General features: G+C 62.8%; 15 protein-coding genes and 1 pseudogene. 11 read left to right on the forward strand and 5 right to left on the reverse strand.

Going from position 1 to position 18,580, the window contains the following annotated elements; genetic code table 11:
- Nucleotides 1–4 precede the first annotated feature (4 nt).
- Entirely contained in the window at nucleotides 5–1,219 is a 1,215-nt protein-coding gene (locus ABIE49_RS34900) for an ABC transporter substrate-binding protein (RefSeq protein ID WP_192734372.1), read from the reverse strand.
- Nucleotides 1,220–1,333: 114 nt separating this feature from the next.
- On the opposite strand from ABIE49_RS34900, the gene ABIE49_RS34905 reads away from it, so the two are divergent.
- The 4 genes and pseudogenes from ABIE49_RS34905 to ABIE49_RS34920 all read left to right on the forward strand — a co-directional run bounded on the left by ABIE49_RS34905 (nucleotide 1,334) and on the right by ABIE49_RS34920 (nucleotide 4,309).
- A complete protein-coding gene (locus ABIE49_RS34905) occupies nucleotides 1,334–2,041 on the forward strand; it encodes a TetR/AcrR family transcriptional regulator (RefSeq protein ID WP_192734373.1) in 708 nt (235 codons plus the stop codon).
- Nucleotides 2,019–2,177 (forward strand): annotated as a pseudogene (locus ABIE49_RS34910) (carboxymuconolactone decarboxylase family protein); the annotation flags it as partial. The gene ABIE49_RS34905 and the pseudogene ABIE49_RS34910, both read left to right, overlap by 23 nt.
- A gap of 17 nt (nucleotides 2,178–2,194) precedes the next feature.
- Nucleotides 2,195–3,031 (forward strand): SDR family NAD(P)-dependent oxidoreductase, encoded by an 837-nt coding sequence (locus tag ABIE49_RS34915; protein ID WP_192734374.1) that lies wholly within the window; start codon nucleotides 2,195–2,197, stop codon nucleotides 3,029–3,031.
- Nucleotides 3,032–3,109: 78 nt separating this feature from the next.
- Complete coding sequence (locus ABIE49_RS34920; protein ID WP_192734375.1) at nucleotides 3,110–4,309, forward strand: ABC transporter substrate-binding protein; 1,200 nt, start codon at nucleotides 3,110–3,112, stop codon at nucleotides 4,307–4,309.
- 537 nt (nucleotides 4,310–4,846) lie between these two features.
- Here the strand turns inward: ABIE49_RS34920 and ABIE49_RS34925 are convergent.
- A complete protein-coding gene (locus ABIE49_RS34925; protein WP_192734376.1) occupies nucleotides 4,847–5,296 on the reverse strand; it encodes a cupin domain-containing protein in 450 nt (149 codons plus the stop codon).
- A 146-nt stretch (nucleotides 5,297–5,442) separates the two neighbouring features.
- On the opposite strand from ABIE49_RS34925, the gene ABIE49_RS34930 reads away from it, so the two are divergent.
- The 4 genes from ABIE49_RS34930 to ABIE49_RS34945 all read left to right on the forward strand — a co-directional run bounded on the left by ABIE49_RS34930 (nucleotide 5,443) and on the right by ABIE49_RS34945 (nucleotide 10,998).
- The gene (locus tag ABIE49_RS34930) at nucleotides 5,443–6,204 is read left to right on the forward strand and encodes an SDR family NAD(P)-dependent oxidoreductase (RefSeq protein ID WP_192734377.1); all 762 of its coding nucleotides are present in this window, start codon (nucleotides 5,443–5,445) and stop codon (nucleotides 6,202–6,204) included.
- 111 nt (nucleotides 6,205–6,315) lie between these two features.
- The gene (locus ABIE49_RS34935; protein ID WP_192734378.1) at nucleotides 6,316–7,152 is read left to right on the forward strand and encodes an enoyl-CoA hydratase family protein; all 837 of its coding nucleotides are present in this window, start codon (nucleotides 6,316–6,318) and stop codon (nucleotides 7,150–7,152) included.
- Between the two features lie 166 nt (nucleotides 7,153–7,318).
- Nucleotides 7,319–9,670, forward strand: coding sequence for a bifunctional salicylyl-CoA 5-hydroxylase/oxidoreductase (locus ABIE49_RS34940; RefSeq protein ID WP_192734379.1), 2,352 nt, complete (start codon nucleotides 7,319–7,321; stop codon nucleotides 9,668–9,670).
- Nucleotides 9,671–9,753: 83 nt separating this feature from the next.
- Nucleotides 9,754–10,998 carry a flavin-dependent oxidoreductase gene (locus ABIE49_RS34945; protein WP_192734380.1) on the forward strand — a complete coding sequence of 415 codons (1,245 nt, stop codon included), beginning with the start codon at nucleotides 9,754–9,756 and terminating at the stop codon, nucleotides 10,996–10,998.
- Nucleotides 10,999–11,178: 180 nt separating this feature from the next.
- Here the strand turns inward: ABIE49_RS34945 and ABIE49_RS34950 are convergent, their stop codons facing one another.
- Together ABIE49_RS34950 and ABIE49_RS34955 are read right to left on the reverse strand one after the other, a co-directional pair.
- Nucleotides 11,179–11,634: a cupin domain-containing protein gene (locus ABIE49_RS34950; protein ID WP_192734381.1), complete on the reverse strand. Its 456-nt coding sequence runs from the start codon at nucleotides 11,632–11,634 to the stop codon at nucleotides 11,179–11,181.
- A 47-nt stretch (nucleotides 11,635–11,681) separates the two neighbouring features.
- Nucleotides 11,682–12,857 carry an ABC transporter substrate-binding protein gene (locus ABIE49_RS34955; protein WP_192734382.1) on the reverse strand — a complete coding sequence of 392 codons (1,176 nt, stop codon included), beginning with the start codon at nucleotides 12,855–12,857 and terminating at the stop codon, nucleotides 11,682–11,684.
- 219 nt (nucleotides 12,858–13,076) lie between these two features.
- Here ABIE49_RS34955 and ABIE49_RS34960 point away from each other — a divergent pair, with 219 nt between their 5' ends.
- The 3 genes from ABIE49_RS34960 to ABIE49_RS34970 all read left to right on the forward strand — a co-directional run bounded on the left by ABIE49_RS34960 (nucleotide 13,077) and on the right by ABIE49_RS34970 (nucleotide 15,945).
- Nucleotides 13,077–13,571 (forward strand): MarR family winged helix-turn-helix transcriptional regulator, encoded by a 495-nt coding sequence (locus ABIE49_RS34960; protein ID WP_192734383.1) that lies wholly within the window; start codon nucleotides 13,077–13,079, stop codon nucleotides 13,569–13,571.
- 168 nt (nucleotides 13,572–13,739) lie between these two features.
- Nucleotides 13,740–15,398, forward strand: a complete 1,659-nt coding sequence (locus ABIE49_RS34965) for a benzoate-CoA ligase family protein (protein ID WP_192734730.1) — start codon at nucleotides 13,740–13,742, stop codon at nucleotides 15,396–15,398.
- A gap of 88 nt (nucleotides 15,399–15,486) precedes the next feature.
- A complete protein-coding gene (locus ABIE49_RS34970; RefSeq protein WP_192734384.1) occupies nucleotides 15,487–15,945 on the forward strand; it encodes a RidA family protein in 459 nt (152 codons plus the stop codon).
- A 155-nt stretch (nucleotides 15,946–16,100) separates the two neighbouring features.
- Here ABIE49_RS34970 and ABIE49_RS34975 read toward each other — a convergent pair whose 3' ends face one another.
- The gene (locus tag ABIE49_RS34975) at nucleotides 16,101–18,410 is read right to left on the reverse strand and encodes a penicillin acylase family protein (protein WP_354067129.1); all 2,310 of its coding nucleotides are present in this window, start codon (nucleotides 18,408–18,410) and stop codon (nucleotides 16,101–16,103) included.
- Between the last annotated feature and the right edge of the window lie 170 nt (nucleotides 18,411–18,580).

Consider the following 18,580-nt stretch of genomic DNA (forward strand, 5'->3'; position numbering starts at 1 on the left):
CTTGTCAGTTCCGCAGCAGATCGCCGAACGGCACCCAGCGTGTTCCGTCATAGCGGATCAGCCGCATGCTCGTCATCGGCGTATAGCGTTCCGGCGAATTATTCACCGTGGTGCCGTTGATCAGCATCGGCAGGCGAACGTCTTTCAGGTTGGTCGCCTGCTTTATCACATTGGCACGGGTCAGATTGTTACCGGCGGCCTTGAGCGTCGTTACCAATGTCTGGGCGATGGTGTAACCATACACGTTCAGCCAGTCGCTCTTGTTGGCGTCCGGCAGGTATTTTTCCATGAAGGTCAGCCACTCCTTGTAGCCAGGGTCATCCTTCAGGCCGGGATCGGTGCTGTCTTTCAGGTACTGGCTCGAGATGACGCCGACCGAATTCTCGCGCCCCGCCGGTTCGAGCACGCCGCTGATGGAGGCAGATACGTTTGAAATGATCGTGGTCGGCTTCCAACCGATCTCGCCGATCTTGCGGATCGCCTGCGCGGCGAATTTCGGTGTCGCCGCCACCAGCACAACATCGGCGCCGCTGCTCTTCAGGAGCAGTATCTGGGTATCGATGGTGGGCGAGGTGGTTTCATAGGGCGCCTTGGAGACGATCTGATCGCTGCCGCCGAGACCCTCTTCCAGCGCCTTCAGATAATCTTTTCCGAGATCGTCGTTCTGATAGAGAACGCCGACCTTTGCCTTCGGGTGGCTGTCCCTGATGTATCTGGAGTAGGCGAGAGCTTCGTCGCGATAGGTCGGCTGCCAGCCGACCGTCCACGGGAAACTCTTCGGATCGTCCCACTTCGCGGCGCCGGAGCCGAGGAAGAGTTGCGGCACCTTCTTGTCGTTGAGATATTTGTGCACGGCGTTGTTGGTCGGCGTGCCGACCCCGCCGAAGATCAGCAGCACCTCATCGCTTTCGACCAGGCGTCGGGTCTGCTCGACGGTCTTGGGGGGACTGTACGCGTCGTCCGCGATGATCATCTGGATCCGTCGCCCGTTGACGCCGCCTTCGTCATTGATCTTGCGAAAATAGGCTTCGGCGGACTTCGCGATCTGCGCGAAGGCGGAAACCGGGCCGCTGAGGGGGGCCGTGGTGCCGATCTTGATCGTCTTGTCGTCCGCGCCCGTGTCGTATTTCGCGGCGCCTTGTGCCTGCGCGGGGATGGCCGCCAGCACCGACAGGGCGATGCCGAGGGCGTGAAGTCGGGATCCAGGAAAACGGCGCACTTTTTAGCTCCTCCCAGGTTTCCCGCCTCTTCGGGCGGGCTTTCCGGTCGTTCCTCTGTACGAACGATCGTTCGTTTGGTTGACTATCGAACGATCGTTCGTTAGTCAATGTGCATGATTTCCACGGCTTCCAATGCGGCCGAAACGGTCGCGACCTCCACCCGCGAGCGCATTCTTGCCGAAGCGCTCAGCCTGTTTGCCGAGAGCGGCTATGGCGGCGCATCGATGCGCGAGCTGGCCCGCCGGGTCGGCGTCCGCGAAAGCAGCCTTTACAACCACTTCCCGGGCAAGGCGGCGATCCTGGAAGCCATCGTCAGCGAGCACGGGCCGGCGAGTTCGGCGAGCCGCCTCGAGCAGCCGCGCTATCGCCAGTTGCGCGACCAGCCCGCGGCGTTCTGCCGGCAGTTTGCCCTCGACCTCGTCGACCAATGGTCGGACCCGCGCGAGCATCAGTTCCAGAAGGTCATCACCGCGGAACGAAACCGCGTGCCGGGCATTCGCGCGAAATTCGCCGACCAGTTTTATGCGCGCGAGCAGCGCCTGATGACGGATTATTTCCGCGGCTTCACGCTGGCCGGTCTCGTCAAGACGCCGGATCCGCAGGAGACCGCGCGGCTGTTCGCGGCCGGCCTGATCTACATCCGCCTCGAGCACTATGTGATGGGCGCGCAGTCGTCACCGCGCGACAAGGTGACGGAAGCCATCGAGCGGTTTCTCGGTTTCTTCTTTTCGTTGATCGCCATCAGCGACGCCGCAGAGCCAACAAATACAAAAAAACGAAAAGGCAAGGGAGAAGCGCGTGGCAAGGTTATCCCTGATTGATCCGGACGCGACCACCGGAGATATCTGCGCATCCTTTGACTGGATGCCGTTCGGCCCAAGCATCTTCCGCATGATGGCGCATGCCGAGGCCGGCATGATTCCAGCGATGCGGCTGTGCAGATCCGTTCTACGCCAACACGACGCGAGATAAAAATGTCAGAGAGAATGCGTTATGTCCGCCAGCTCAGCGCGGAGTCCGAAGGTCAGGCTCCGGGCCGCGGCCGGCTTCGCGGCCGCAGGATCCTGGTCGTCGGTGGCGGTCAGCGGACGTTCGACGCCGCGACCGATCCGGTTGGAAACGGCCGGGCCATGTCGATGTTGTTTGCCCGGGAAGGCGCCCATGTCGCGGTCGCCGACCTGCACCGCGCCAGCGCCGATGACACCGTAAAGCGCATTGCCGGTGAGGGCGGTCTCGCCTTTTCGATCAAGGCGGATATCGCGCGCCAAGCCGATGTGAACAGGATGATCGACGAGGCCGTTGATGGTCTCGGCGGGCTCGACGGCATGGTGCTCAATGTCGGCATCGGCGTCGGGGCGCTCGGTCTCGACGGTGTCGATCTCAAGGAGTGGAATGACACGTTCGCGGTCAATTTGACCGGTCCGATGCTTTGCTGCCGCAAGGCGCTGAAGCATATCTCCGATGGGGCGTCGATCGTGTTCATCTCGTCGATCGCCGGGCTTCGCTCGGGCTCGCGGCTGATTGCCTATGACACGTCGAAGGCCGCGCTTGGCGGCCTGATGCGCAACGTCGCCAAGGAAGGCGCGCGCCGCGGCATCCGCGCCAACATCATCTGCCCCGGACTGGTCGATACGCCGCTCGGACGCCACACCAGCGCCGGCCGGCCGTCGCGCAGTGCTTCCGGCGCGCCGTTCGGGCGGATGGCGACGGGGTGGGAGATCGCCTACGCCGCGCTGTTCTTCATGTCCGACGAGAGCGTTTACGTCAACGCGCAGACGCTGGCGGTCGACAGCGGGATCACGGGGCTATGAGCACGGTGAGGCAACGGGTCAAGCAATAGCCGGCTCTGCTCGTGCCGGAAAGAAAAGTGAAAACAGGGGAGTGAGTGGATGTTGAGTAAGTCGTTATGGCCGGCGGTCGTTGCCGGAATAGTGAGTGCCACCGTCTGGTCGGGAGCAGCATTCGCGCAGAAGAAATACGATCCCGGCGCGTCCGACACCGAGATCAAGATCGGCCAGACCATGCCGTACAGCGGGCCGGCGTCGTCCTATTCCACGATCGGCCTGGTGATGAAGGCCTATTTCGACAAGATCAATGCGGAGGGCGGCGTCAACGGCCGGAAGATCACGCTGCTGTCGCAGGACGACGGGTTTGTCTCGTCCAAGACGGTGGAAGCCACGCGCAGGCTGGTCGAGCAGGATGATGTCCTGTTCATCGCCGGATCGCTCGGCACGGCGCCGAACGCCGCGGTTCAGAAATATCTGAACATCAAGAAGGTGCCGCAGCTTTTCGTCGCGACCGGCGCGACGCGGTGGGGCGATCCCGAACATTTTCCGTGGACCATGGGATGGCAGCCCAGCTACCAGATCGAAGGCGCCATTCTCGGCCGTTACACGGCTGCCACGTATCCGACGGCAAAAATCGGCGTGCTGTATCAGAACGACGATTCCGGAAAGGATTACATCAAGGGTTTCAAGGCCGGCCTCGGTGACGCCGCCAAGCTGATCGTGGCCGAGACCTCGTATGAATTGTCGGATCCGACTGTCGACTCGCAGGTCATCACGTTGAAGACGGCCGGCGCCGAGGTGTTTTTCCTGCACGCGAATCCGAGATTCGTCGCCCAGGCGATCCGCCGGACGTTTGAGCTGAACTGGAAGCCCGCGATCATCCTGCCGAGCGTTGGCGCGTCGGTCGGCGCGGCTCTGGCTCCGGCCGGTCTCGAGAAGTCGATCGGCGCCGTGACGGCGGCCTATATGAAGGATCCCACCGACAAGGTGTGGGAAAGCGACAAGGGCTTTCAGGACTGGCTCGCCTTCATGAAGCAATGGTATCCGCGCGGCAGCCTGATCGACGGCAGCAATGTCTACGGCTACTCCATGGCCCAGACCATCGTCCAAGTCCTCAAGCAATGCGGCGACGAGCTGACGCGCGAGAACGTCATGAAGCAGGCGGCCTCCATGACGGATCTGGAGCTTCCGATGCTGCTGCCGGGCATCAGCCTCAGCACCAGTGCCAAGGATTTTTTCCCGGTCAAGCAGATGCGGCTGGCGCGGTTTGACGGCACGTCCTGGATCGTGATGCCGAAGTGAGGCGAGGCGGCTGGAACCCGTCCTCTCCGGGGACGGGTTCAGTGCCGAAAGTGCAGTTCCGATCGCCAAATCCGCGGAGAAGATTTGCGCTGCGGCGGGCGCGATCACGGCAATAATTCCACTGCCAAAGGGCGCCCGGACGACGCGCGCATTGCTATTTTTGTAGACATCTCGACTAGTTAGCCCGTTACGACCATTTTCCGTAGTGTGCCCGTCTTCTCGGAACAACCGTTCCGCCGGGCGCCATGGAAGATGAAATGCGACAGGTTGGTACATTTCTGCGCAACGCGCCGTCCCGGATCGGACGTCGCCTGGCCCAGATCGTCGCGATCGCCGCCGCCAGCCTGCCGGCTGCCGGGGCTTAAGGCCGCTTACGTCAATCTTGAAAGTTGAAAGCTTCGCGCGAACTCGACGGTTCGCGGATACGGGCTTGTCGCGCCATGTCTGGCGCAAATACTCTTGCGCAGTGTCAGAGTTTTGCCATCGCCGCCCGCGCGGCACATTGCGCGCGGGCTCAGCTAAAGTTCGCGAAGAGTTCTAGTCGTTCGCTTCCGGCGGCAGAAAATTCACTTCATGCTCGGCCGAGATCCGCACGATTTCAGCGACATCGCTCAGATTGTGCAGCTGGTTGAAAAGTGCTTCCAGCTTCTGCGTTGGTGAAACCCAGAACAGCGCCCGCGCCGGTTTGTCCGACTTGTTGAAATAGCCGTGCGGGATGCCGCGCGGCAACCGGACCAGATCGCCGGCCTTGGCCCGCACCCAGACGCCATCGAGTTTCAGGTCGAGCATGCCATCCTGTACCAGGATAAATTCGTCCTGCGTGGGGTGGATGTGGACCGGTACGAACTGGCCGGGATCACTGTTGGTCTCGAAAGCAAAGGTCGAATCCGTAACGGCCTTGGGGAAGTACACCTGCCCGAGGATGTTCCAGGTCTTGCCGGAATATCCGGTGCCGTTCCGCGTGATGCCTTTTTCGAGCGCCGCCATGTTGTTGATCCCTCTTTTTGGCTGTCGCGACGACGCTACCCCGGGCCGGCCTTCTGTCAAGCGGATGTGGCACGGAGTGCTTCCGTAACTTGCAAAAGCTTGAAGTTTAAAATAAATGTCTGATGTCAGTTCCGGGAGGCCGACCGATGTCCAAACCGTTGCATTCCCAGCATGCGCTCGTCACCGGCGGCGGGCGAGGCATTGGCCGCGCGATCGCCGCAGCACTGTCCGAAGCCGGCGCTGTCGTCACCGTGCTCGGCCGCAATCGCGCCACGCTGGATGAGGCCGTTGCCTCAGGCGCCGCGCAGTTCGCGGTTGCTGCCGATGTCGCCGATGCAGCTTCGGTGAAATCAGCCGTTGCGGAGGTCGCAGCGCGGCAGCCGATCGACATCCTGATCGCCAATGCGGGCGCGGCCGAATCCGCGCCGTTCGGCCGCTCCGATGCGGCGCTGTTCCAGCGCATGATGGACGTCAATTTCATGGGCGTGGTCCACGCCACGCAGGCCGTGTTGCCCGGCATGCTGGAGCGCCGCCGGGGGCGGGTGGTGGCGATCGCTTCGACCGCCGGCTTGAAGGGCTATGCCTATGTCAGCGCCTACAGTGCGGCAAAGCACGCGGTGATTGGTCTGGTCCGTTCGCTGGCGCTGGAAACGGCCAAGAGCGGCGTCACTGTCAATGCGGTATGTCCCGGCTTCACCGAGACCGATCTGCTCGAAGGCTCGATCGGCAACATCATCAAGAAGACCGGGCGCAGCCGCGAGCAGGCGGTGGCTGAGCTCTCCAAGCACAATCCGCAGGGCCGCCTCGTTGCGCCGTCGGAGGTCGCCGATGCCGTGCTGTGGTTGTGCGGCGCGGGCGCCGGCGCCGTTACCGGACAGGCGGTCGCGGTCGCCGGAGGCGAAGTTTGAAATTGAAACCGTCATTGCGAGCGAAGCGAAGCAATCCATCTCGCCGCAAAAAGAAAGAATGGATTGCTTCGTTGCGCTCGCAATGACGAATAGCAAGACAAGGGAGATCCCATGAGCAGACCCGCCAACCCCGTCACGCTGCCGCTATCAGAATATTCGCCGAAGCATTTTCTGCTTGAGGTCGACGGCAAGATCGCCACCGTGACGCTGAACCGTCCCGAGCGGAAAAATCCGCTGACATTCGACAGCTACCGGGAACTGACGGATTTCTTCCGCGCCTGCGCGATTGATGATGAAGTCAAAACCATCGTGGTGTCAGGCGCCGGCGGGAACTTCTCTTCGGGCGGCGACGTCTTCGAGATCATCGGCCCGCTGGTGCAGATGGACACCAAGGGCCTCACCGCGTTCACCCGGATGACCGGCGATCTGGTCAAGGCGATGCGCGCCTGTCCGCAACCGGTCATCGCCGCCGTCGACGGCATCTGCGCCGGCGCCGGCGCGATCATCGCGATGGCATCGGACATGCGGCTGGCCGCGCCCGGCGCCAAGGTCGCCTTCCTCTTCAACAAGGTCGGTCTCTCCGGCTGCGACATGGGCGCCTGCGCGATCCTGCCGCGCATCATCGGCCAGTCGCGGGCGTCGGAACTGCTCTACACCGGCCGCTTCATGACCGCGGAGGAGGGTGAACGCTGGGGCTTCTTCAGCCGGATCGTGGCACCCGACCAGGTGCTGGCGCAGGCGCAAGCGCTGGCGAAACAGGTGTCCGACGGGCCGACCTACGCCAACACCATGACCAAGCGCATGCTGGCGATGGAATGGGCGATGTCGGTAGAGGAGGCGATCGAGGCGGAAGCGGTGGCCCAGGCCCTGTGCATGACCACGGAGGACTTTGCCCGGGCGTTCGAGGCGTTTTCCAACAAGCGGTCGCCGGTGTTCCAGGGGAATTAGGCAACGATGTCGCCCGGGTGAGCGCAGCGATACCCGGGGAATTCTCCGTTCAGCCCGATCCCGGATGTCGCTCCGCTCATCGGGGCTACAGGTAGGCCTTGCCTGAAAATTGCTTTAGGTTTAAAGTAATTTCCAGATGGCCCGTTAGCTTGCTTCGGAGGCGCTGATGAAGGTGGCGATAATCGGCGGCGGACCGGCGGGTCTTTATGCCGCGATCCTCTTGAAGAAGCAGCGGCCGCAGGCCGAGATCACGGTGTACGAGCGCAACCGCGCCGACGACACGTTCGGCTTCGGCGTGGTGTTTTCGGACGCGACGCTGGACAATTTCGAAAAGTACGACCCGCCGAGCTACCGCCGCATCACCCAGGAATTCGCCTATTGGGATGACATCGCCGTGCATTTCCGCGGCACCGTGCATCGGGTGGGCGGCAACGGCTTTTGCGGCTGCTCGCGCCGCATGCTGCTCTTGATCCTGCAGGAACGCGCCCGCGAACTCGGCGTCACGCTGCTGTTCGAGACCGATGTCGACGACGAGAGCCGTTTTGCCGATGCCGATTTGATCGTGCTCGCCGACGGCATCAACAGCCGTTTTCGCGACAAATACATCGAGCATTTCCGCCCCGAGGTCGATCTGCGCTCCAACAAGTTCGCCTGGATGGGATCGACCCGGCCGCTCGATGCCTTCACGTTCATTTTCCAGGAGACGGAGTGGGGACCGTTCATCGCCCACGCCTACCAGTATGAAACCGGCCGCTCGACCTGGATCTTCGAGACCGATTCCGAGACCTTTGCGCGCGCCGGACTTGAAGGCCTGAGCGAGCAGCAATCCGCCGATCGCATGGCGGAAATCTTCGGCTGGTTCCTCGGCGAGCACAAGCTGCTGACCAATCGTTCGATGTGGCGCAATTTTCCGATGATCCGCAGTGAGCGCTGGGTCAAGGACAACATGGTGCTGCTCGGCGACGCCAAGGCGACCGCGCATTTCTCGATCGGCTCCGGTACCAAACTCGCCATGGAAGACGCCATCGCGCTCGCAGAGGCGATGGCGCAGGCGCCGACAGTGGATGCGGCCTTGCAGACCTACGAGCAGGGGCGGCGCGAGGAGGTCGAGAAGACCCAGCACGCCGCCGACGTGTCGCTGGTCTGGTTCGAGCATGTCGACCGGTTCTGGGATTTCGATCCCGTGCAGTTCGCGTTCGGCGTCATGACCCGCGCCAAGGCGATCACCTACGATAACCTCACGCTGCGCGCGCCTGATTTTGTCAGCGAGGTCGACAAGGCGTTTGCAAAGACCGTTCGCGCCAAAGGGTTTGACGTCGACATCGAAAAACCTGTCGCGCCGATGTTCCAGCCGTTCAAACTGCGCGAGATGGAGGTGGCCAATCGCGCAGTAGTTTCGCCGATGTGCATGTATTCGGCGAAAGAGGGCGTGCCCGGCGATTTCCACCTGGTGCATTACGGCTCGCGCGCGATCGGCGGCGCCGGTCTGATCTTTACCGAAATGACCTGCGTCGGCCGCGACGCCCGGATCACGCCGGGCTGCACCGGTTTGTGGAATGACGAACAGCAGGCCGCTTGGACGCGGATCGTGGATTTCGTCCACGCCAATTCGGCCGCCATGATTTGTCTGCAGCTCGGCCATGCCGGCCGCAAGGGCGCCACCAAGCTGATGTGGGAAGGCATGGACCGGCCGCTGGAGCAGGGTGGCTGGGACACGCTGTCGGCGTCGCCGATCCCTTACTTCCCGGACAGCCAGGTGCCGCGCGAGATGGATCGATCAGCGATGGATCGCGTCAAGGCCGAATTTGTGGCCTCCGCGCTGCGCGGCGACGCCTGCGGCTTCGACATGCTGGAGCTGCACTGCGCCCACGGTTATCTGCTGGCGAGTTTCATCTCGCCGCTGACCAACACGCGCACGGATGAATATGGCGGTACGCTCGAGAACCGGCTGCGTTATCCGCTTGAAATATTCGAGGCGATACGCGCGGCGTGGCCGGCGCACAAGCCGATGTCGGTGCGCATCTCCGCCACCGACTGGGCCGAAGGCGGCGTCACCGGCGACGATGCTGTAGCGATTGCCCGCGCGTTCGGCGAGGCCGGCGTCGATCTCGTGGACGTCTCCACCGGACAGACCGTGCGCGACGCGCAGCCGATTTACGGCCGCATGTTCCAGACGCCGTTCTCCGAACAGGTCCGCAACGAGGCAAGGGTTGCGACCATGTGCGTCGGGAACATCACGACGTCAGATCAGGTCAATACGATCCTGGCCGCCGGCCGCGCCGACCTGGTGGCGCTGGGCCGGCCGCATCTGGTTGATCCCTCCTTCACCATGCGGGCGGCGGCCTGGTATGGCGCCTCCGATATCGCCTGTCCGCCGCAATATCTCCCCGGAAAAGAGCAGATTTTCCGCAACTCTGTCCGCGACCGGCAGGATTTCGACGACCTCAAAATTAAGGGTAAGCCGAAAACCCGCGCCGAGCTCAAGGCCGAGGCGACAAAGCCGCTTGCGGCCGAATAGGCTGGATGGCACGCTGGCTCTTTCTTCTCCCTCGCCCCGCTCTTGCGGGCAGAGGGGTAGACAGTTGAGTGGAGTTTGAGCGGATGAAGGCGATCATCGTCGGAGGCGGCATCGGAGGCCTCACCACCGCGCTGATGCTGCGCGCCCGCGGCATCGACTGCGAATTGTTCGAGCAATCCGACAGCATTCGCGAGCTCGGCGTTGGCATCAACACGCTGCCGCATGCGATCCGCGAACTAGCTGGCTTAGGGCTGCTGGACCGGCTGGATGCAGCCGCTGTTCGTACTGATGATCTGTATTACCTGAACCGTCACGGCCAGGAAGTCTGGCGCGAGCCGCGCGGCCTCGGCGCCGGTCACGACGTTCCGCAATTCTCGGTTCATCGCGGCCGCCTGCAAAGCGTCATTCATCGCGCCGTCGAGGAACGGCTCGGCAAGGAGGCGATCCACACCGGCTGCCGGCTTGGCGCGTTCGCGCAGCACGAAGGCGGCGTGATCGCGCATTTCTTCGACCGCACCGGCGCGCATATCAAGACCGCGCGCGGCGATGTCCTGATCGGGGCCGATGGCATCCATTCGCGCGTGCGCGAAATGCTGTTTCCGGACGAGGGGCCGCCGTGCTGGAACGGGCTGATGCTGTGGCGCGGCGCGCGCGACTGGCCGATGTTCCTGACCGGCAGTTCGATGATCGTGGCCGGCGGATTGAATGCAAAAGTCGTGGTCTATCCGATCGCGGAAGGATCGAGCCCCGCCAGCCGGCTGACCAACTGGGCCGTGATGGTCAGGATTGGCGAGGGCAACGCGGCGCCGCCGCGCCGCGAGGACTGGTCGCGGCCCGGCAAGCGTGAGGAATTGATGCCGCATGTGGCCCGGTTCTCGGTGCCGCATGTCGACGTCCGCAACCTGATCTCGGCGACGCCGGAATTTTATGAATATCCCTGCTGCGACCGCGATCCCTTGCCGTACTGGACCCGGGGCAGGGTGACTCTGCTCGGCGACGCCGCGCATCCGATGTATCCGGTCGGATCCAACGGCGCCTCGCAGGCGATTCTCGATGCGCGGGCGCTGGCGGATTCGCTGGCCCATGCCGAGCATCCGCGCCAGGCGCTGCTGGCCTACGAACAGAAGCGGCTGCCGATGACGGCAGAGATCGTGCGCGCGAACCGCCGCGGCGGTCCCGAGGGCGTCATCGACGCGGTCGAGCAACTGGCACCCGACGGTTTTACGGATATCGAGAAAGTGCTGAGCTACGGCCAGCGCGAAGCGATCGTGCGCGGGTATGCGTCGAAGGCGGGCTTTGCGGCGCCGTCGCTGGCGGCCGTGCGGTAGCGTTCGAGTAACCCACGCCTCCCGTAACCCGGATGGAGCGGAGCCCAATCCGGGATGATGATCGCTATGATCTCCGCGGCCCCGGATTACGCTACGCTTCATCCGGGCTACGTCGCAACAAGGTAGGCCCTCATCCTGAGGAGCGCGAAGACGCGCCTCCTCACCATGAGGGTGGAGAGCTCACGCGCCCGGAGGCGGCGGCAGGAAGTGGATGTTGTGCTCGGCCGCCAGAGCCACGACAGCGTCGGGCGTCTGCTCTTTCATGTTGTGGATGCCCCAGAACAGGTCATAGAGCCGCCGCGTCGGCGAGACCCAGAACAGCACTTTCGAGGTCCGGCCTGATTTGTTGAAGATGCCGTGGGGCTTGCCCATCGGCAGCCGCACCAGATCGCCCGGCGAGGCCTGCGTCTCTGATCCGTCGAGGAAGAAGTCGAGCTTGCCTTCCAGGATGTAGAGATACTCGTCCTGATCGGGGTGGATGTGCGGCGGCACGAAAGTGTCGGGCGGGAAGGTCGCATGCCATGAGAAGGAATGCTCGGTGACGCTTTTGGGCACATAGGTCTGGCCAAGGATGTTCCAGGAGATTCCCTGGATGCCTTCATTGGCGCGGGTGATGCCGGCGATTTCAGTTTTCATTGTGTTGTTTCCTCCCAGATTTTCTTGCCAGCGTTTTCTTCGCCCGGCTATTTGCCGGATGCGCAATCCTTGGCGTAGCGGTCGGCGTAATTCGAAAAGACCTTTTCGACGATCTCGGTCTGGAACTTGCCGTCCGGGCGTTTCGCTACCTTGGTCAGGTAGAAGTTCTGGATCGGGTAGCCGTTGACATTGAACTTGAAGTCGCCGCGCAGCGAGGTGAAGTCGGCTTTCTTCAGCGCCGCCGACACCGCGTCCTTGTTGGCGAGATCGCCCTTCACCGCCTTGACGGCGCTGTCGATCAGCATCGCCGCATCATAGGCCTGGAAGGCATAGGTGCCGGGCACGATGTTGTAGGCGGCCTCATAGCCGGCCACGAACTTCTTGTTCTGCGGATTGTCGAGATTGGGCGCCCAGTTGGAGCCGCCGAACATGCCGACAGCGGCGTCCTGCTGTGCCGGCAGCGTCGATTCATCGACGGTGAAGGCGGACAGCACGGGAATGCGATCGGCAAGGCCGGCCTGCCGGTATTGCTTGACAAGGCCGACACCGAGGCCACCCGGCATGAAGGTGAACAGCGCGTCGGGCTTCGATGAGGAGATCTTGGTGAGCTCGACCTGGAAATCGGAGGTGTTCAGCGGCAGATAGCTTTCCTCGACGATCTCGCCCTTGTAGTCGATCTTGAATCCGGCGGCGGAATCCTTGCCCGCCTGATAGTTCGGCACCAGCACATAGACGCGCTTGTAGCCGCGATCCTGGGCAACCTTGCCGAGGACCTGGTGGACCTGATCGTTCTGGTAGGAGGTGACGTAGAAGAACGGGCTGCACTCCTTGCCGGCATAAGTCGACGGACCCGCATTCGGGCTGATCAGAAACGTCTTGTTTTCTGTGACCGGCCTGTGAATGGCCTGGAGGATGTTGGAGAAGATTGGGCCTACGACGAAATCGACCTTTTCACGTTCCAGCAGGCCCTTGACCTTGGTCACGGCCCCGTCCGGCTTGAGTTCGTCATCGACCACGACGAGTTCGACGTCCTTGCCTGCCATCTTGCCGCCGAGGTCCTTGACCGCGAGCGCAAAGCCGTCGCGGACCTGCTGGCCGAGCGCCGCCGGAGGGCCTGATAACGTCACGATGACGCCGATCTTGATCTTCTCCTGCGCCGCGGCTTGTCCTGCGGCGACACTCAGCAAGACCGCAAGTCCCGCCAGTTTCAACGGCTGCATCATCATCAACTCCTTCATTCGGCCATCGCCGAAACCAACCCACCAAATCCTCAGATCCAGCTTATTCTGAGGATGACTTCGGCCGCAAGCAACAAGCCCGCAAATAAGAACCTATGCAAGCTGCGCGCCAAATGCTTGAACCCTAAAGAAATCTGGGCAATGATAGCCAAGCTGTGGTCGGTTCGGATTCCCCCGCACACGCAAATCAGACAAGATGGCGTCATGATGCTTGATTCAGAGACCAAGGCGGTCGAACTCCCCGAGGATCACGGGGATGAAATCAGGCTGTGGCTCCGCCTTCTGACCTGTACCACCCTGATCGAGGGCGAGGTTCGCAGCCGTCTGCGCGAGCGCTTCGATGTAACGCTGCCGCGCTTCGACCTGATGGCCCAGCTCGACAAGGTGCCCGACGGCATGACGCTGTCGGACGTCTCGAAGCGGATGATGGTGTCGAACGGCAACGTCACCGGGCTGGTCGAACGCCTCGTCGAATCCGGTCACCTCGACCGCCGCACCTCGGATGCCGACCGCCGCGTCCAGGTGATCCGCCTGACCAAGGCCGGTCGTGTCGAGTTCCGCAAGATGGCGGCCGAGCATGAATTATGGATCGCCGACATCTTCGGGGATCTGACGCCGAAGGATGTCCGCGAGTTGATGCGCCTGCTGGCCAAGACCAAGGCTTCCGCGCAGAAATCCGCAAAGGCGCGCACGGCGTAAGGCGCAGTCGGGAACTGGCGGCGCGCGCCGGCTTTCAAAAAAGATTGGGATGGCCTGGATCTGGGGCCTTGCGCCAAATTACTTTAAGTATAAAATGATTGGTGAGCGCTGCCGGACGGTCTCAAGCCTTTCACCCCAACGCGAGGGCGATGGAAAATGTCAGGTAGGATTTTAGGCCCATCGGGTCACGTCGATGATTTCGCGCGGCGAAACCTGCCGCCGGACCAATGGCCGGACCTGGTTCTCGACCGGCCGGAATTTCAATACCCCGAATATCTCAACGCCGCGGTCGAATTGACCGACCGGATCGTCGAGAAAGGTTTTGGTGACCGTACCGCGCTGATCGGCAACGGGCGCCAGCGGACCTACAAGGAACTCGCCGATTGGTCGAACCGCCTGGCGCATGCGCTGGTGGAGAATTACGGCGTCAAGCCCGGCAACCGCGTGCTGATCCGCTCCGGCAATAACCCGGCTTTGGTGGCGACGTGGCTCGCGGCCACAAAGGCCGGCGCCGTCGTCGTCAACACCATGCCGATGCTGCGCGCCGGCGAGTTGACAAAAATCGTCGACAAGGCGGAGATCGCGCTGGCGCTGACCGACAGCCGCATCGCCGACGAACTGGTTGCCTGCGCCAAGACCAGCAAGTTTCTCAAGCAGGTGGTGAATTTCGACGGCACGTCGAACCATGACGCCGAGCTCGACCGGGTGGCGCTCAACAAGCCGGTCCGCTTCGATGCCGTCAAGACTGGCCGGGATGATGTCGCGCTGCTGGGATTTACCTCGGGCACCACGGGCGAGCCGAAGGCGACGATGCATTTCCATCGCGATCTCCTGATCGTGGCCGATGGCTATGCGCGGGAAGTTCTCAACGTCACCGAAGACGATGTGTTTGTCGGTTCGCCGCCGCTGGCGTTTACGTTCGGCCTCGGCGGTCTTGCGATCTTCCCGTTGCGGTTCGGCGCGACCGCGACTTTGCTGGAAAACGCTTCACCTCCCGAGATGGTCAAGATCATCGAGACCTACAAGGCCACGATCTGCTTTACGTCGCCAACGGCATATCGCGCGATGATGGCCGCGATGGACAAGGGCGCGGATCTGTCGTCGTTGCGGCTGGCGGTGTCGGCCGGCGAGACCTTGCCGGCGCCGGTGTTCGATAGCTGGACCCGCAAGACCGGAAAGCCAATTCTCGACGGCATCGGCAGCACCGAGTTGCTGCACATCTTCATCACCAACCGGGTTGGAGAGGCCGTCGCGGGAACGACCGGGCTCCCGGTCTCAGGTTACGAGGCCAAAATCGTCGATGAGGACATGAAGGAGCTGCCGGCAGGCACGGTTGGCAAGCTGGCGGTTCGCGGCCCGACCGGATGCCGCTATCTCGCGGACTCGCGGCAATCGAATTACGTGCGCGACGGCTGGAACCTGACTGGCGATTCCTTCGTGCGCGACGAGACGGGACGCCTGTCGTTCGTCGCCCGCTCGGACGACATGATCGTCTCCTCCGGCTACAACATCGCCGGCCCCGAGATCGAGGCGGCACTGCTGACGCATCCTGCGGTCGCCGAATGCGGCGTCGTCGGCGCGCCCGACGAGGCACGCGGCATGATCGTCAAGGCCTACATCGTGGTCGCTTCAGGTGTCGACGCCGATATGGCGCTGGTGACGGCGTTGCAGGATCACGTCAAGCGCGAGATCGCGCCGTACAAATATCCGCGCGCGATCGAGTTCGTCGCGCAACTGCCCAAGACCGGAACCGGCAAATTGCAGCGGTTCGCGCTGCGGCAGATGGCGCAGGCCAATCCGGCCTCGGCGGGCATGGCCGCGGAGTGAAGCGCATAGCGTTTTCGAGCGAAGTGGATACCGGTTCGCGCAAAGAAAACGCTTCAAACAACAATCTGGAAGTGATGGAGAGATTCTTGTGAGCACGCAAAAAGGGCCCACGCTGGCCGTGTTGCCGGTGGCGAAGGGCGAGGGGCCAGCTTCGGGCCTGCAGATCCTGCAGCCGAGCGGCTGGCCGGTGCCGAAGGGATACGCCAACGGCATGGCGGCCGACGGACGCCTGATCGTGACCGGCGGCGTGATCGGCTGGGACGCCAGCAACGTTCTGGCCGATGGCTTCATCGCGCAGGTGCGCCAGACGCTGGAGAACATACTCGCGATCCTCGCCGAGGGAGGCGCAAAGCCCGAACACCTCGTGCGCCTGACCTGGTACGTCGTCGACATCGAGGAATATCTGGCGAACCTGAAAGCGCTCGGAAAAGTGTATCGCGAAACGTTTGGCGCGCATTACCCGGCGATGGCGCTGGTGCAGGTAGTGCGGCTGGTCGAGAAAGCCGCACGGGTCGAGATCGAGGCGACGGCCGTGGTGCCGCGGTAACTTTCTCCTTCGTCATGGCCGGGCATAACCGTCTGAAGGACGGCGTCGCTTCCGCTCGCCTATGCCCGGCCATCCACGTCTTTCTTGCGTAATACAAGCCAAAGACGTGGATGCCCGGCACAAGGCCGGGCATGACGAGTTTGCTGAGCAAGCCCTCAAGTCCTGCTGAGTGTCTGGTGTGAACTCGCCCCGCGCTTGATCGCTTCCCAATCGTAAAGCATCGGCACCATTTCGCCTTTCGCCCATGTCGCGTTCTGGTTTGCGTAATGCGGACTGACCGGATGCCCCGATGCGCCGTGGAACACGATCCACCGGCAGTTATTCCATGCGCCGATGTCGAAGACGTAACGGGATAATGCGGACGAAGTGGCCTGGAAGCCGAGCTTCATCGAATATCCCGCCATGAATACACAGTCATTGTCGCCGGATATCTTGGCGCAATCCTTGTCGAGCTGGCCGGCATATTCGGGGAAAGCGACCGAGAGTGCGTGCTTGAGCTTTGGCGTATGCAGCGTTCCCCAATCGGCGGTCGGCGCATTCTTCGACACCGTGACCACAGCCTCGCGCAGCAACTCATTCCAGGTCGCGCCCTTCAACAGGCTCTCGTCATTGCTGCGCAGCAGTTGCGGCAGCGTCCACCAGAACTGGACTTCCGGAAACAGGCCCGGGGCCACCTTGGTGAAATCGCTGTCGGTGGTCTTGTCGATGCCCGATCGGCGCAGCGCGAGCTTTGTCAATTCCAGCCGAACGGCGGAATAGGCCGCAGCCGCGACCGAGTCGCCGCGCATCTCGCCATCCCAGCCGAGGATCAGGTCGCACAATTGCTTCGTCTGCGCCGGCAGCCCGATTGCGCGAAGGCGTTCGCGGATTTCGATGGCCGGAATGCTCAGGAGGTCGCGGTGAATGGCCGGCATCTGCTCGGGCGAGGGCCGCTTCAATTCCTTGAGCCGTAGCCAGATACGGCGGGTGCGGTGCGGGGGCATCGGGTCGGTCGAGAGATAAGGCTCGCGCTCGGGCTCCACCACGCGATTATTGGCGGTGACGATCATTCCTTTATCCGGCGCGATCGTGTGCGGCATCTCCTCGAACGGCACCATGCCGTCCCATTCGTGCTCGCCGGTCCAGCCCGGCACCGGCAGCCAGCCATTGGAGCGCGGCCGCTTCGGCACCAAGGCGCGCACGCGGTGGCCGATTTTGCCTGACGTGTCGCCGGCAACCACATTGTGGTCCAGCAGCGCAAAGCCGCGCGTCGCTTCGTATAGTTGCTCGACCGATTTGGCGCGCAGCATCCGCACCATGCAATCGAATGAGGTGTCGGGCACCGCGAACTGCACGGATTTGAGCGCCAGCGCGACGCCCTTTGTCGGGTCGCCCGCGATCACGGGCCCATGTTGGGTTTCGACCACGTCGATCGTAACGTCATTGCCGCCTCGCACCATGATGGTCTCGGGGCGATGCGTCGCGGGAAGCATCTCTTCCTTGAAGCGATAGTGGCGGGCGCCGGCGTCGAATTGCTCGACATAGAGATCGTGGATGTCGACAAAGGCATGCGTCACGCACCAGGCCACATGGGCCGTGTGCCCGAAATGCGGGAAGCCGGGCACACCGGGGACGGTGAGGCCGATGACGTCGAACTCGTCGCAGGCGAGATGCGCCTGCGCATACATGTTAGGCATTTCCAACACGCGATGCGGATCGCCGGCGACGATTGCCCGGCCGGTCGCGGTGCGCTCGGCCGAGATCGCCCAATTGTTGCTGCCGCCGTCGAGCTCCGCGCCCATCTGCTCCTGCGCGGTCGCCAGCAGCGCAGAGATGCCGGGCTTGAGATCGGCAAGAGCAGCCGCCAGCCGCTTGCTTTCCACGCCCGGCGGTACGCACAGCAGGTCGCTGCCGCCATCATCGAAACGCAGTTTTGCGATGTTGTCGGCGCCGACGATCGGCAGCGCCGCGGCGCGCCAGAGCTTCCACCACACCGATCCCATCAGGAATCCGATCTGCCGCATGACAGCGATGGAATGCCAGGGTTCCCATGCGGCAGGTTCGCAGCCGAGGATCTTGTATTCGACCGGCCATCGGCGCAGCGCGATGAACGCGTTGACGCCGCGCGCGTACGCCACCAGCATCGCCTTGGCCTCGTCGCCGAGCAGGGCGAAGTCGCGGCGCGAAGCGGCGTCGCCATTCATCTGCCGCGCAATCACATCGCCGGCAACAGCGCGGGGGCCGAGCCATTCGGCATAGCGGCCGGTGCCACGCCGCAGCAGCGCCTCCATCTGCCAGAGCCGGTCCTGCGCCTGCGCAAACCCGAGCCCGGCAAACGCATCCTGAAAGGTGCCGCCGCGGACATGCGGGATGCCCCACGCATCGCGCCAGATGTCGACATGGCCGAGCAGCCCCTTCACCTGCGCCGGGCTGACATAGTCCGGCAGGTGATCGGCTGGATTGATCCGGTTGGAGGTTGCGGTCACAGGGCGCTCCCGAGCTCTTCTGATTTGTTGTTCTTGCGACGGACGCATCATACGCATGCGCGCATGCAAAGCCATGCCTGATAGCTGTGCCGGAGCGGGTTCGCATTTCGTGGGCATCTTGCCGTTGTTCGCGTGCGATGCTTTGATGGCGGGATGGAGCCTCCGCCTTC

It is taken from the genome of Bradyrhizobium sp. OAE829 (assembly GCF_040546575.1).
Taxonomy (GTDB): domain Bacteria; phylum Pseudomonadota; class Alphaproteobacteria; order Rhizobiales; family Xanthobacteraceae; genus Bradyrhizobium.